Annotated in this window: 12 protein-coding genes; 6 read left to right on the top strand and 6 right to left on the bottom strand. The window is 73.0% G+C overall.

Features of this window, described 5'->3' with window-relative positions:
* Positions 1-179 precede the first annotated feature (179 nt).
* Positions 180-1046 (top strand): VanZ family protein, encoded by an 867-nt coding sequence (locus ACL03H_RS20365; RefSeq protein ID WP_412812876.1) that lies wholly within the window; start codon positions 180-182, stop codon positions 1044-1046.
* Here ACL03H_RS20365 and ACL03H_RS20360 read toward each other — a convergent pair whose 3' ends face one another.
* Both ACL03H_RS20360 and ACL03H_RS20355 read right to left on the bottom strand, forming a co-directional pair.
* Positions 1047-1931, bottom strand: a complete 885-nt coding sequence (locus tag ACL03H_RS20360) for an SDR family oxidoreductase (protein ID WP_412812875.1) — start codon at positions 1929-1931, stop codon at positions 1047-1049.
* 327 nt (positions 1932-2258) lie between these two features.
* On the bottom strand, positions 2259-2912 hold the full coding sequence (locus ACL03H_RS20355) for a DUF305 domain-containing protein (protein WP_412812874.1): 654 nt from the start codon (positions 2910-2912) through the stop codon (positions 2259-2261).
* 371 nt (positions 2913-3283) lie between these two features.
* On the opposite strand from ACL03H_RS20355, the gene ctaD reads away from it, so the two are divergent.
* From ctaD to ACL03H_RS20330, 5 genes are all read left to right on the top strand, one after another.
* The gene (gene ctaD, locus ACL03H_RS20350) at positions 3284-5059 is read left to right on the top strand and encodes an aa3-type cytochrome oxidase subunit I (protein ID WP_412812873.1); all 1776 of its coding nucleotides are present in this window, start codon (positions 3284-3286) and stop codon (positions 5057-5059) included.
* Between the two features lie 156 nt (positions 5060-5215).
* Positions 5216-6451 (top strand): phosphoserine phosphatase SerB, encoded by a 1236-nt coding sequence (gene serB, locus ACL03H_RS20345; protein WP_412812872.1) that lies wholly within the window; start codon positions 5216-5218, stop codon positions 6449-6451.
* A 71-nt stretch (positions 6452-6522) separates the two neighbouring features.
* The gene (locus ACL03H_RS20340; RefSeq protein ID WP_412812871.1) at positions 6523-6996 is read left to right on the top strand and encodes an SRPBCC family protein; all 474 of its coding nucleotides are present in this window, start codon (positions 6523-6525) and stop codon (positions 6994-6996) included.
* A 350-nt stretch (positions 6997-7346) separates the two neighbouring features.
* Positions 7347-8081: an aminoacyl-tRNA hydrolase gene (locus tag ACL03H_RS20335; RefSeq protein ID WP_412812878.1), complete on the top strand. Its 735-nt coding sequence runs from the start codon at positions 7347-7349 to the stop codon at positions 8079-8081.
* Positions 8082-8688: 607 nt separating this feature from the next.
* On the top strand, positions 8689-9540 hold the full coding sequence (locus ACL03H_RS20330) for an LLM class F420-dependent oxidoreductase (protein WP_412812870.1): 852 nt from the start codon (positions 8689-8691) through the stop codon (positions 9538-9540).
* Positions 9541-9544: 4 nt separating this feature from the next.
* Here ACL03H_RS20330 and ACL03H_RS20325 read toward each other — a convergent pair whose 3' ends face one another.
* The 4 genes from ACL03H_RS20325 to ACL03H_RS20310 form a co-directional block, all read right to left on the bottom strand.
* Positions 9545-10150, bottom strand: coding sequence for an energy-coupling factor transporter transmembrane component T family protein (locus tag ACL03H_RS20325; protein ID WP_412812869.1), 606 nt, complete (start codon positions 10148-10150; stop codon positions 9545-9547).
* Positions 10147-10821, bottom strand: a complete 675-nt coding sequence (locus ACL03H_RS20320) for an energy-coupling factor ABC transporter ATP-binding protein (RefSeq protein ID WP_412812868.1) — start codon at positions 10819-10821, stop codon at positions 10147-10149. The genes ACL03H_RS20325 and ACL03H_RS20320 overlap by 4 nt, the downstream gene beginning before the upstream one ends.
* A 19-nt stretch (positions 10822-10840) precedes the next feature.
* Positions 10841-11398 (bottom strand): biotin transporter BioY, encoded by a 558-nt coding sequence (locus ACL03H_RS20315; RefSeq protein ID WP_412812867.1) that lies wholly within the window; start codon positions 11396-11398, stop codon positions 10841-10843.
* 989 nt (positions 11399-12387) lie between these two features.
* Complete coding sequence (locus tag ACL03H_RS20310; RefSeq protein WP_412812866.1) at positions 12388-14574, bottom strand: ATP-dependent DNA helicase; 2187 nt, start codon at positions 14572-14574, stop codon at positions 12388-12390.
* Positions 14575-14594: the final 20 nt, after the last annotated feature.

Here is a 14594-nt window from a genome sequence, read left to right as displayed (position 1 = left end):
TTCTCTGAACCCCTTCTTGATCGGTCAACGTCGACCGCCGATCCCTCGCGCGACTGGCGCGACAGGTGGTCGCCCGCGGTTCCGGCGCCTCGCCGCACCGCGGAACCGCCTGGTGCGGACATCTGTTCGCGGTCCTGGCAGTGACCAGAGGAAGTGCGGCTGAGGTGTATCAACTCTTCTTGGCGTTCGACGGATTCGTCCCGGCGATGGCGGTGCTGTTCCCGCTCGCGGTGCTGGTGGCCGCGGCGTCCGGGACGGCGCGCAGCAACCGGCTGCGGTCGGTCTCCCCCTTGCACGACCCCTTGATCGACGCGCTCCTGGTGTTCGCGGTGCTGTTCACCGCCTACCTCGTCTTCTACCCCCAGCCGGAGATCGCCGAGCGGGTCCGGGCCGAACTCGGCAACGACCTCCACGCGGCGCTGCGCGCGGCACCCGGCGACGCGCGGCCGTGGGTGCAGCTGCTGGGGAACCTGATGCTGCTGATCCCGATGGCGGTGCTGGTGCCGATGCGGGTGCGCTGGTTCGACGGCCTCGGGAAGATCGTCATCGGTGGGCTGCTGACGGCGCTGACGATCGAGACGGTGCAGTTCTTCTGCGTCCCCGGCCGGGTCGCGTCCACCGATGACGTCGTGCTCAACACGCTGGGCGCCACCGTCGGCGGCCTAGTGGTCTGCGCGGGCTGGTGGCGCGCCGAGGGGCAGCTGCCCGGCCCGAACCACCGCAGCGCCGAGCCGGACGACGCCGCGATCACCGTCTGGCGGATCATCGAGAAGATCGAGCAGGAACGGCTGCCCGCCGCTCCGCTCCGGCCCGGCGGGGCCGCCCGGGGCGGGGCGGCCCGGGCGGGAGCCGCGCGGGCCGGACTGCCGCAGCGCACGCCCGGTGCTCAGGTGCCGCCCCCGCGCGCTCCCCGTCCCGCCCCGCCGGTGCCCCCGGTCCGGGCGGCCGCCCGGCAGGAGCGCGGCCGCGGACCCGCCGCGCCTCGCGGGGAGCGGATCCCCGCCGCCCGCGGGCCCGCCGCGCCAGCGCCCGCCCGTCGTTCGTGATCAGTCGTCCTTGCCCTGCAACGCCTGGTTGCGGGCGCTGAAGGAGCGGCCCAGCGCCGCGACCTCGCGCTCCATCTGCGGCATCAGGCGGCGCAGCGAGGGCGCCATGATCCGCGCCACGAGCTTCGAGGCGGGCAGGTTGCGCAGCCAGTGCATCAGCGCGACCGGGCGCGGCACGTACACCCGGCGGGAGCGGTGCTCGACGGCGTCGGCGAACGCGGTGGCGCAGGACTCGACCGTCGTGGTGGCGCGCATCGGCCACGGCAGCCGCTCGCGCATCTCGCGGAACGCGGGCAGATCGTTCCCGGCGTCGCGCACCAGGTCGGTGTCGATCCACGATGGGTGCGCGCTGCCGACCGCCACGCCCAGGTGGCCGACCTCGGAGCTGAGCGCGCTGGCCAGCGCCTCGGCCCCCGCCTTGCTCGCGGTGTAGGCGGCCATGCCACCGATCGGCGCGAAGGCCGACAGCGAGGAGACGACCAGGACGTAGCCGCGCTGCTCGATCACGTGCGGCAGCGCGAGCCGCGCGGTGTGGAAGACGCCGTTGAGGTTCACGTCGATCGTCTTGGTGAACGAGTGCGGATCGCCGCTGAGCACCGTGCCGAAGGGGGCGATGCCCGCGTTCGCGATCACCACGTCGATCCGGCCGTGCGCGGCGACGGTGCCGTCGATCGCGGCGCGCAGCGTGTCCGGATCGGTGACGTCGGCCTCGAACCAGGTGTGGCCCTCGCCCAGCTCCGCGGTGACGTCCCGCAGCTCCTCGGGTTCGAGCCCCACGAGCGACAGCCGCGCTCCGCGCCGGGCCAGCTCTCGCGCGGTCTGCGCGCCGATACCGCGCGCGGCACCCGTGATCAGGACGACCTTGCCGGAGACCGTGGACGGCATTCGCACTCCTCACCTCGAACTCTACCTACCCCGAGTAGCTTACCGCCGGTAGCCTACTTTCGGTAGGTTCTCGTCCCGCGTCGCTGGCCGCTCCGGAGTGAACGGACCGTTGGTCCAACGAGATGGGACGGACGGTCCGTTCACTCGTTCCTGCGGTGCCCGGGTGGCGGGTGAGCGGACCGTTGGTCCAACGGGATGGGACGGACGGTCCGTTCACTGGCGCTGGCGGCTTCGGCGGGGGTGCGCGGGATGGGCGAACGGACCGTTCGTCGGCCGGGGGCCGCCCGGGTTCGGACGAGGCGCGCTCGACCCGGCGTCGTGGGCGGGTCAGAGGGCGTGGAGCCGGGAGAGCTCGGCGTCGTGCTCGTCGAGGATCCGCTCGGCCAGGGCCCGCATCTGCGCGGCGGAACCCTCCTCCAGCTCCGCCTGCGCGAGCTGGCCCGAGGAGTCGTAGAGACCGCTCATGGCCTGCTTGAACAGCGGCGTGAACTCGGGTCCGCTGGTCTGCCGCAGGCGGGCCGCCAGCTCGGGGTTCGGCGTCCCGAACAGCGGGGCCTCGCCGAGGCCGAGGTCCTCGGGGGCGCTGCCGGACGGCGCGCCCTCCGTCGAGATGAGCCACGCGGACAGCTCGTCGAGCTGGGCTCGCCGTTCCCGCCCGATGGCCTCCGCGAAGGAGGCGGTCGCCGGGTCGCCCGCGTACTCCGCGATGCCGGCCAGCTCCAGCTGCTGGTGGTGGTGCTCGACGAGCAGCCGCGCGAACTCCCGGTCGGTCCCGGTGTGCGAGGCGTCCTCGAACTCCTCCGGCCACGCCTCCTCGGGCGCGGCCACCTCGCTCCCGGGAGCGGGGGCGGGTGGTGGGGGAGCCGGGGCGGGTCCGCAGCCGGCCAGCGCCAGACCGCAGGCCAGGACCGCGCCGAACAGGCGTGCGGCCGACACGCCGGGCGCGGGGGAGGTCGGCCGGTGGCACGAGGCTCGCTGCACGTTCCCGCCCTCTTCCGGGGTGGTGGTCGTCCCCGGCCGAGCCCGCACGCTGCGTCGACCGGGGCTGTCCTCTTCCAGGTTATCGATCGTGGGCCGCCGGTCCACCGGGGTGCGCGGATCGCCTGCCGGACGCGGGGTGTCGCCTCGCTCTCACCGCGGGTGACCCCGCACGGGGCGATGACTAGGGTGGCTACGGCCCGGCCGCAGGCACACGCGGTGGTCGGACTAGTATCCGCAGACGGCAGCGATCGTGCCGGGCGCAGGCCACCTGAAACCGGGGCGGGTCGCGGCCGACGACGCGCCGACCCGACCGGGTCGGGCGGTCCCGTCCGCGGGCCCGCGCAATCACGAGGAACAGTGCAGGAGGCACCGTGACGGCCGTCGCGCCACAGCCGATAGCCACGCGCCCCTATCCGGCGCGCCAAACGGTCAAGGGGTCGTTCCTGGCGCGGATGTTCCGCACCACCGACCACAAGCAGATCGGCATCCTCTACCTCGTCACCTCGATCGCCTTCTTCATCGTGGGCGGGTTGATGGCGATGCTGATCCGCGGGGAGCTGGCCGTTCCCGGGATGCAGTTCCTGTCCCAGGAGCAGTACAACCAGCTGTTCACGATGCACGGCACGATCATGCTGCTGCTGTACGCGACGCCGATCCTGTTCGGCTTCGCGAACTACATCCTGCCGCTGCAGATCGGTTCGCCGGACGTCGCGTTCCCGCGGCTGAACGCTTTCGGCTACTGGCTCTACCTGTTCGGCGGGCTGGTCGTCGTGAGCGGCTTCCTGCTGCCGGGCGGTGCCGCGGACTTCGGCTGGTTCGCCTACACCCCGCTGTCGGACGCCCTGCACTCGCCCGGGCACGGCGCGGACTTCTGGATCGCGGGGCTCGCGGTCTCCGGTCTGGGCACCATCCTCGGTGCGGTCAACATGGTCACCACCGTGGTCTGCCTGCGGGCGCCCGGCATGACGATGTGGCGGATGCCGATCTTCACCTGGAACATCCTGGTGACGAGCGTGCTGATCCTGATGGCCTTCCCGATCCTGACCGCGGCCCTGATGGGCCTGCTGGCGGATCGGCAGCTCGGTGCGCACGTCTTCGACCCGGCCAACGGTGGCGTCATCCTCTGGCAGCACCTGTTCTGGTTCTTCGGGCACCCGGAGGTCTACATCGTGGCGCTGCCGTTCTTCGGCATCGTCTCCGAGATCTTCCCGGTGTTCAGCCGGAAGCCGCTGTTCGGCTACACCGGCCTGGTGTACGCGACGCTGGGCATCGCGGCGCTGTCGGTCGTCGTGTGGGCGCACCACATGTACGCGACCGGTGCGGTGCTGCTGCCGTTCTTCTCGTTCACCACGTTCCTCATCGCCATCCCCACCGGCATGAAGTTCTTCAACTGGATCGGCACCATGTGGCGCGGCCAGCTGACCTTCGAGTCGCCGATGATCTTCAGCGTCGGGTTCCTGGTGACGTTCCTGTTCGGCGGTCTGACCGGCGTCCTGCTGGCCGCCCCGCCGATCGACTTCCACGTCTCGGACACCTACTTCGTGGTGGCGCACTTCCACTACGTGCTCTACGGCACGATCGTGTTCGCGACCTTCGCCGGGATCTACTTCTGGTTCCCGAAGATGACCGGTCGCATGATGGACGAGCGGCTGGGCCAGCTGCACTTCTGGCTGACGTTCATCGGCTTCCACACCACGTTCCTGGTGCAGCACTGGCTGGGCAACGAGGGCATGGTCCGCCGGTACGCCGACTACCTGGAGTCGGACGGCTTCACCGCGCTGAACACGCTGTCCACCGTGGGCGCCTTCATCCTCGGCGCGTCGATGCTGCCGTTCCTGTGGAACGTGTTCAAGAGCTACCGCTACGGCGAGATCGTGAACGTCGACGACCCGTGGGGCTACGGCAACTCGCTGGAGTGGGCGACGTCCTGCCCGCCACCGCGGCACAACTTCACCGAGCTGCCCCGGATCCGCTCCGAGCGCCCCGCGTTCGAGCTGCACTACCCGCACGTCGCGGACCGGATGCGGCTGGAGGCCCACGTCGGGCTCACCGGCAAGCCGCTGGCGCACGCGGCCCCGTCGGAGAAGGCCGCGAGCGCGACCGTCCCGCCGGAGCAGGGCGGCGACCGCGACCCCAAGGAGAAGTGACGACCGCCGAGCACCGACCGGCGCAACGTGACGTGCGCGCTAGTGCCGCACCGCACAGCTGTGCCAAGGTGAGTCGGCTCCGATGACGAGCCCCGGCAGGCCTCAGGTCTGCCGGGGTTTCTCGTGTCTCGCTACAGGAAAGGAGTGCCGGCGACCGTGAGCACGCCGAACCCCACCACCGCGTTGATCACCGTGACCGGGCAGGACAAGCCGGGTGTCACCTCGGTGCTGTTCGCCGCCCTCACCGCGCACGGGGTGGACCTGGTCGACGTCGAGCAGGTCGTGATCCACGACCGGCTCGTGCTCGGCGTGCTGGTGTCGACGGAGGGGGACGCCGAGCACCTGCAGGAGTCCGTCGAGCAGGCGATGGCCACCGTCGGCATGCACGTCGACGTGCTCATCGGAGCTCCCGACGGGGACCCCGCGAAGCTGGCGTCCACCCACGTGGTCGTGGTCCTCGGACACCCCGTGTCGGCGCGCGGCTTCACCGAGGTGGCGCGCAGGCTCGCCGCGATGAACGTGAACATCGACTCGATCCGCCGCGTCGCCGACTACCCGGTGACGGGGCTGGAGTTGCAGGTCACGGCGCCGGATTCGAGCGATGAGATGGGCGCGGCCCTCACCTCGGCGATGGGCCAGCTCTCCGCCGGCCTCGGCCTCGACGTGGCCGTCGAGCGCGCCGGGCTGACGCGGCGGGCGAAGCGGCTGGTCGTCTTCGACGTCGACTCCACGCTGATCCAGGGCGAGGTCATCGAGATGCTCGCCGCCAAGGCCGGGTGCGAGGAGGCCGTCCGCGAGGTCACCGAGCGCGCGATGCGCGGCGAGCTGGACTTCGCCGAGTCGTTGCGCGAACGGGTCGCGGTCCTGGAGGGCCTGCCCGCGACGGTGCTCGACGAGGTGGCCGCCGACCTCGAGCTCACCCCCGGGGCGCGGACCACGGTGCGCACCCTCCGCAGGCTCGGCTTCCACACCGGGGTGGTCTCCGGCGGCTTCACCCAGATCATCGACCACCTCGTCGCCGAGCTGGGCCTGGACTTCAGCGCCGCGAACGAACTGGAGGTCGTCGACGGCAAGCTCACCGGACGCGTGGTCGGCGAGATCGTGGACCGGCCGGGGAAGGCGCGGGCGCTGCGGCGGTTCGCCGAGGAGTTCGGCGTTCCCGCCGGGCAGTGCGTCGCCGTCGGCGACGGCGCCAACGACATCGACATGCTCTCGGCCGCGGGCCTCGGCGTCGCGTTCAACGCGAAGCCCGCGCTGCGCGAGGTCGCCGACACCGCGCTGTCGCACCCCTTCCTGGACGCGATCCTGTTCGTCCTCGGCGTCACCCGCGCCGAGGTGGAGCTCGCCGACGCCGAGGACGGCGTGCTGCGGCGGGTACCGCTGGAGGCCTGAACCGATCCGGCTGGCCGGATCTGGACCATGATCGTTTCGTTGATCGCAGGAGCGACCGGAACGGAGCGGACATGAGCGGATCGACCGAGCTGGACGAGGTGTCCCTGCGCATCGAGGCGACACCGGAGCAGGTCTGGGACCTGATCTCCGACATCACCCGGATGCCGGAGTGGAGCCCCGCACTGGTGAGATGCCGCTGGCGCGGCAGGGTGCGGGAGCCCGTGGTGGGGGCGCGGTTCATCGGCGTCAACAAGCCCGGGATCCCCACGCCGAACAGGATCGAGCGGGCCGAGCGCGGCCGCGAGTTCGCCTTCCGCACCACGCTGCACAACACGGTGTGGCGCTACCTGCTGGTGCCCGACGGCGGCGGGACCACGGTGACCGAGCAGCGGGACACCTCGGGAACCCGGCACGGCATGTTGTGGCCGCTGTACCAGGTGGTCGGCGGCCGGGAGCGGTTGGCGCAGAACTTCCGGGACGGCATGGAGCGCACCCTCCAGCGCCTCAAGGAGATCGCCGAATCCCCGGACCGCGACACCCGCTGAGCCCGCACCGGGTGAGCGGATCGTTCGTCCGGTCCGGTTGGGCGAACGGTCCGTTCACCCGGTTCCGGACGGGGTGAGCGGATCGTTCGTCCTGTCTGGTTGGGCCAACGGTCCGTTCACGCCCGGACGTCGGGTGAGCGGATCGTTCGTCCGGTCCGGTTGGGCGAACGGTCCGTTCACCCGGTTCCGGACGGGGTGAGCGGACCGTTCGTCCAGTCCCGTTGGGCGAACGGTCCGTTCACTCGTGGTGGGGAGCCGGGTGAGGCGGTGGTGGGGCGCGGGACAATGGGGGCGTGCTCGATGCGTCCGTGTTGAACCCCCTGCTCTCCCGCTACGCCTCCTGGCTGGCGATGCCGACCGAGCTCACCGCCGACACCGCGGACGAGGACCCCGAGCAGGTGGTGCTGATGCCGATGGTGCTGCGCATCGAGCGCGCCGAACCGCCCCGCCGCAGCGCACTGCTGGAGGCGGCGGCCTCGGCCGCGCTGGAGGTGTGCCTCGACGAGCGCGCCGAGCCGGCTGGGGAGTGGTTCGAGCCGGTGCACGGCTGGATCTCCGGGCGGATCCGGAAGGTGTCCCGCCGCGCCCGGGGTGCGCACTGGGCTGCGGTCCAGCAGCTCCCCGGCCGGACGGTCGAGGTGGACGGCGCCGAGGTGCGGGCCTTCTTGCCTTCTCGGGTGGCGGACATGCCCAAGGAGCTCACCCGGCTGCAGATCTCCGGCAGCGAGCTGGAGCCGGACGAGCCCGGCCCGCCGCCCTCGGGCGTCCCGGTGCTGTGGTTGAACCCGGACGTCCCGATGAGCGCGGGCAAGTCCGCCGCCCAGGTGGGGCACGCGACGATGTTCCTGGCCGCGCTGCTGCACGGTGCCGGGCGGGGCGGCGAGCTGGAGACGTGGCGGGCTGCCGGGTTCCCGTCCGCCGTGCGCACCGCCGACGCCGGGACCTGGGAGCGCCTGCACCCGGGCGGGGACGCCGCGACAGCCTGGCGCCGCGACGGGGTCGCCGCGGTCCGCGACGCCGGGTTCACCGAGGTGGATCCGGGCACGGTCACCGTGCTCGCCCAGTGGGTGTCGCCTGCTGGCTGAGCCGCGCCTCGGTCGGCCGGGGTGCGGACGACGGGAAGCGGTGGTCCAGGCCCGGTAGGAGTCCGCGTCCGCGCGAGCGGCTTCGGTCACGGGCACGGCGCCTTCCCGACCGGCGCGGGCCCGCGGTCCCCGAACCTCGCGGCGGCTGGATCTCGGGACGGAGCACCGGACGGGATGCTCCGGCGATCGGGCCCGGTGACGTACCGGCGCGATCCGCTCACCGTCGCGCGGGGCTCAGCAGCGGCGTGGCGCGCGGCTGCCAGCCCTGCTCCCGGCCGTGGTGAGCGGGCAGGTCGGGGCGCCGCTCCGCCGAGCGCTGCCGATTCGCGCCCTCCGGTCGCGCGGTGGATCGGCACGTGCGCACCGGAGAGCGCCCGCACCGCCGTCGGCACCAGCGGTGAGTCGAGCCGCTCGCGGCCCGAACGGGATCAGCTCGGCGAGCCGGTCGAACCGGATTTCCCCTCGTGGAAAAGGGTTGGAGATCAGGCTCTTGGGGCTCGGCCAAACGCTTGCTAGGGTCGTCGGTGGATCCAGGGCAGGCGCGTCGATCTCGTCCACGCATCGTCGCCGCGGGCTCCGCCGGCCCCCGGCGCGGAGAGGACCTCCCTTGCGACACGGCGTAGTGCTGTTCACCAGCGATCGCGGGATCACCCCGGGGCGGGCCGCGCGGGCGGCCGAGCAGGCCGGGTTCGACACCTTCTACGTCCCCGAGCACACCCACATCCCGGTCAGGCGCACGGCCGCGCATCCCGGCACCGGGGGTGCCGCGCTACCGGACGACCGCTACCTGCGGACCCTCGATCCCTGGGTGAGCCTGAGCGCCGCGGCCGCGCTCACCTCGCGGATCCGGCTGGCCACGGCGGTGGCGCTGCCGGTCGAGTCCGACCCGATCTCGCTGGCCAAGACGATCGCCTCGCTGGACTGGCTCTCCGGTGGCCGGGTGGTGCTCGGGGCCGGGTTCGGGTGGAACACCGACGAGCTCGCCGATCACCGGGTGCCCGCGCACCGGCGGCGGACCGCGCTGCGCGAGCACGTGGAGGCGATGCGCGCGCTGTGGACGCAGGAGGAAGCCTCCTACTCCGGGGAGTTCGTCGAGTTCGGCCCCTCCTGGGCGTATCCGAAACCCGGGCGGATCCCGCTGCTGATCGGGGCCGGTGCGGGCCCGAAGACGTTCGCCTGGATCGCCGCGCACGCCGACGGGTGGATCACCACGCCCGCCGACACCGACGTGCCGCTGGACGCGCAGCGGCTGCGCGAGGCCTGGGCAGCGGCGGGCAGACCCGGCGAACCCGCGATCCACGTGCTCGCGACCCGGAAGCCGACCCCGGCACTGCTGTCGCAGTGGGCTGACTGCGGTGTCGCGGAAGCCATCTGGGGCCTGCCGGACAAGCCCGCCGACGAGGTGGAGGAGTTCATCGCGAGGCACGCCGCGCGCCTCGCCCTGGGATCCGGCGCCTGAACCGTCAGTCGTCGCCCACGCCGCGCGCCGCCAGGGCCTCGCCGAGCTCGTCGGAGTGGCGCAACGTGCGGACCAGGAACGGCACGGCGAACGCGGGCAGCGAGCGCTCCGCCCCGCGCGCCCGCTGCGCCTCCCGGGTCTGCGCGGCGATCGTCGACAGGGCCGCCACGGCCTGCAAGGTCAGCCCCACCAGCAACCCCACCCGTTCCGGGCGCACGCCGAAGCGGCGCAGCGGGCCGAGGCCGCGCTCCACCGCGCTCACCAGGTCGTCCACCTTCGTGGTCAGGGTGAACAGGTTGGCCACCGCCAGCGCCGCGAACAACCGCAGCACCACCACGCCCGCCTGGTCGAGCCCCAGGGTCCACCACTGGAGCAGGAAGATCACCGCGAGCAGCGGCAGCAGCAGCCGGGCCACCTGCCAGCAGCGCCGCGGCGGGATCCGCGCCACGGCGTAGGCCAGCACCGCGACCACCGAGACCACGGCCAGCGGCAGCGCCGAGCCGAGCACGAAGATCAGCACCGCGAAGCCCAGCAGCAGTGCGAACTTCACCCCCGCCGGAGTCCGGTGCAGCGGGCTCGTCCCCGGTTCGTACAGGCCGATCGGGCTCATCCCGCCAGCTCCCGGTAGCGGGCCAGCGCCGGGGCCGGGGTGTCGTCGGCGACGACGCGGCCCTCGTCGAGCACCACGACCCGGTCGAACCCGTCGAGCAGGTGCAGGTCGTGGGTCACCAGCACCACCTGCTGCGGGAGCTGCTGGAGCAGCTCCACGAAGTGCCGCTTGTTCCGCAGGTCCAGGAGCGTGGTCGGCTCGTCGCAGACCAGCACGTCCGGCTCCAGCACCAGCATCGAGCACAGGGCCAGCAGCTGCTTCTGCCCCCCGGACAGCTGGTGGGCGGGATGCTCGGCGTACCCGGCGAGGCCGTGCCGGGCCAGCACCTCGGCGGCGCGGCGCTCCCGCTCCGCCTTCGGCACGCCCCGCCTGCGCAGGGAGAACGCCACGTCCTCCCCGGCCGTGGGCATCACGATCTGGCTGTCGGGGTTGGTGAACACGAAACCGACCCGCCCGCGCACCGCGCGTCCCTCGCGCGCCGGGTCCAGGCCGTCGACGATCACCCGCCCCCGGGTCGGCGCCACCAATCCGTTGATCGTGCGAGCGAGGGTCGACTTGCCGGAGCCGTTCGCTCCGACGAACGCCACCCGCCGCTCGCCGAGCCGCAGGTCGATGCCGTCGAGCACGGGGTGCTCGCCGTAGCTGTGCGCGACGTCCTCGAATTCGATCAACCGACCCGCTCCCGCAGCCTCATCGTCCGGCACCGGGCAGCGCGCGGTGCACCGCGGCGGCCACCAACGACACCGCTACCAGCTTCACCGCGTCGCCCGGCAGGAAGACCAGCGACTGCACCGCCGCCGCGCCGAGATCACCCGTGAACGCCGCCCAGTAGGGGATCCCGATCAGGTAGTCCGCCGCCACCCCCGCCACGTTCGCCAGCAGCAGCCGCGGCAGGCTCGGCCGGGGGAGGCCGCGCTGCACGATCAGCCCCACCACGACCGCCGAGAGCAGGTAGCCCAGCGCGAAGCCCCCGGTCGGGCCGGCGAACGGCGCGAGACCGCCGCGTCCGCCCGACAGCAGCGGCAGGCCCAGCGCCACCAGCGCCAGGAACAACCCCGTCGCCGCGCCCGCGCGCCGCGCGCCGAGGATGCTGCCCGCCAGCAGCGGGCCCATGTTCTGCAGCACCACCGGCACCCCCGAACCCGCGACGTAGAGCCCGGGGAACAGGCCGAGCACGGCGGTGAACGCGGCGAAGACCACGGTCCGCGCCAGGTCGGCCGCCGGTGTGGTGGTGCGCTGTCCGGGCACGACGTCTCCTCCTGGGCCTCACGATCGGCGTCAACGTACCCGCCCCGGGGCCGCGAGCACGGCGACTTGGACCACATAGTGGCGCCCACCGCAGGTGCGGGAGGGAGTGAACGGCCCGTTCGTCCCATCCCGTTGGTCGAACGGTCCGTTGACCCGAGGGCGGTTCCTCGCGAACGGACCGTCGGCTCGGGTCCGGTTCCTCGCGAACGGACCGTTCGACGGGGCCGGTTGGTCGAACGGTCCGTTGACCCGCAGACGCTCGGATGTGAACGGCCCGTTCGACCGAGCGCCGGGCAGGCGGCCGGTTGGGATCGGGTTCCGGTGAGCGGGCCGATCCCGAGCGCCGGGGCGGACGGCTCGGGAGGGCCGGGGTCAGGCAGGGCGGGCCGGTGACCTTCGAGGACTACGTCCACAAGTCCTGCGCACGGCCGCGGCGCGAGCCTGGTGGTCGTGATCGACGGGACCCGGGGCGGGTGCGGTGCGGGTTGCCGGTCGGGGCGAGCGGACCGTTCGTCCAAGCCGATTGGTCGAAGGGGCCGTTGACCGCACCCGCGCTCCGGGTGAACGGACCGCTCGTCCCAGCTGGTTGGTCGAAGGGGCCGTTCGCTCGAAACCGGGTTCCGGGTGAACGGCCCGTTCGACCGAACCACCGGGACGGATGGTCCGCTCGCTCGATCCCGGCTCGCACCGGGAGTGAGCGGGTCGTTCGTCCCAGTTCGTTGGTCCAACGGGCCGTTCACCGGGAGTGGAACGGGCTGACACCGCGTGGGTCGGCCCGCCGGATCGGCACCGGGCGGATCGGCACCGGGTGGATCGAGGCCGGTGGGATCGAGACCGAGCGGTTCGGCACCGGGTGGATCGACACTCGGGGGATCGAGGCCGGGTGGATCGGCGGCGGGCGGCCTAGGCCGGGCGGGGGCAGGGACCCCCGGGTGAGCGGACCGTTCGTCCAGCGACGTGGGACGGAGGGTCCGTTCACCCGGGACCGCTCACCCGGGTGCCTGGCCCGCGGAGGTGTGCAACCGGGTCAGGGCGCCGCGGACCACCTGCGGATCGTGGGTGGTCCAGAACGGGGGGAGCGAGGCGCGCAGGAAGCCGCCGTAGCGGGCGGTCGCCAGCCGAGGGTCGAGCACCGCGATCACCCCGCGGTCGCTGGAGGACCGCAGCAGCCGCCCGGCCCCCTGCGCGAGCAGCAGCGCCGCGTGCGTCCCGGCGACGGTGAGGAACCCGTTCCCGCCGTGCGCGGACACCGCCTTCTGCCTGGCCGAGGCCAGCGGATCGTCCGGGCGGGGGAAGGGGATCCGGTCCATCACCACCAGTTGCAGCGAGTCGCCGGGCACGTCCACCCCCTGCCACAGCGAGAGCGTTCCGAACAGCGAGGTGGCCGGGTCGGCGGCGAACTTGGCGACGAGCTGCGCCGTGTTGTCCTCGCCCTGGCAGAGCACGGGCGTGCGGAGCCGTTCCCGCAGCTGTTCGGCGGCCTGCTTGGCTGCGCGCATCGAGGAGAACAACCCCAGGGTCCGGCCCCCGGCGGCCTCGACGAGTTCGGCGAGCTCGTCGAGGTACTCAGCGGGCAGCCCGTCCCGCCCGGGCTGCGGGAGGTGGCGCGCGAGGTAGAGGATCCCGCTGCGCTGGTGCTCGAACGGGGAGCCGACGTCGAGCCCGGTCCAGCGGGGCCCGGCCGAGTCCGACGGCGCCTCCTTGCCGCTGGCCAGCGCCGGCGCGGGCGCGGCCTTGCGCTCCGGTGGGAGACCCCACTGCCGGGCGAGGGTGTCGAAGGAGCCCCCGAGGGCCAGCGTCGCCGAGGTGAGCACCGTGGTGCGCTGCCCGAACAGCCGCTCCCGCAGCAACCCGCCGACGCCGAGCGGCGCGACCTTCACGGTCGGCGGCCGGTTCGGCTCGGAACTGACCCAGACCACGTCGCGGCGCTGGCCCTCGGGCTCGTCGAAGGCGTCGAGCAGCCGGACCGCGTTGTCGTGCAGCTCCTCGGTGAGCGCGAGGGCGAGCTTGCGGGCGGTGCTGCCCTCGGGGTCTTCCTTGCGCTCCGGCCCGAGCGCGGTCATGCAGGCGGCGGAGGCGTCGCGCAGCGCGGTGAGCGCGCCGCCGAGCGCCTCCGGCATCTCCTCCAGCCGTTGCGACCGGGCGTCCTGCAGGACGAGCTCGACGCCTTCGGCGGCCTCGTCCAGCCGGTCGGCGAGGCCCTGGTCGATGGCCCGCCCGCAGCGGCGGGCGGCGAGCTTCGCCTGGTTCGCGGACAGCTCCCCGGTGGCGGCCGAGGTCACCCGGTCCACCAGGTCGTGCGCCTCGTCGACGACGACCACGTCGTGCTCGGGCAGCACGGGTCGGTCGTCGAGGGCGTCGATCGCGAGCAGCGCGTGGTTGGTGACGACCACGTCGGCGCGGCCCGCCTCGTTGCGGGCGCGTTCGGCGAAGCAATCGGTGCCGACGGGGCAGCGGTGCGCGCCGAGGCATTCCTTCGCGGTCACCGAGAGCTGCCGCCAGGCCTGGTCGGTGACGCCGGGGACGAGTTCGTCGCGGTCCCCCGTCTCGGTCTCGGTGGACCACTCGCGGACCCGCTTGACCTGGCGTTCCAGCGCGGAGGCGGCGAACGGGTCGAACAGGCCGCCGTCGTCGGGATCGGCCGGGGCGCCGCCGTGGACCCGGTTGAGGCACAGGTAGTTGCGGCGGCCCTTGAGGATCGCGAACGTGGGCGGACGGCCCAGCGACTCGGCCAGCGCGTCGGCCAGCCGGGGCAGGTCGCGGTCGACGAGCTGACGTTGCAGCGCGATGGTCGCCGTGGAGATCACGACGGTCGTCGCCTCGACGACGGCGTGCCGGATGGCGGGCACCAGGTACGCCAGCGACTTCCCCGTCCCGGTTCCGGCCTGCACGGCCAGGTGCTCGCCGGACTCGATCGAGTGCGCCACCGCCGCCGCCATCCGCGACTGGCCCTCGCGTTCGGCGCCGCCGACCGCGCTCACCGCCACGCCGAGCAGCGTCGGCAGGTCGGGGATCCGCTCCGGCGGCTTCGCCGTGATCGGTTCGTCCCGGTGGCGCTTCCGGGAGCCCGGGGCGCCCTTCTTGACCAGGTCGGCGGCGATCTCGGGCGGGAGCTCGTCGTTCTCGTCGGGCGCGAACACGTCCGGATCGGACCACTGCGGAACTGAACCTGGCACGCCCGCGAACGCTACCGCCC

This window comes from Saccharopolyspora antibiotica, from assembly GCF_047200635.1.
In the GTDB taxonomy this organism is placed as follows: Bacteria; Actinomycetota; Actinomycetes; order Mycobacteriales; family Pseudonocardiaceae; genus Saccharopolyspora_C.
Note: the sequence above shows the minus strand (reverse complement) of the source record. Positions and strands in the feature narration are given on the sequence as shown.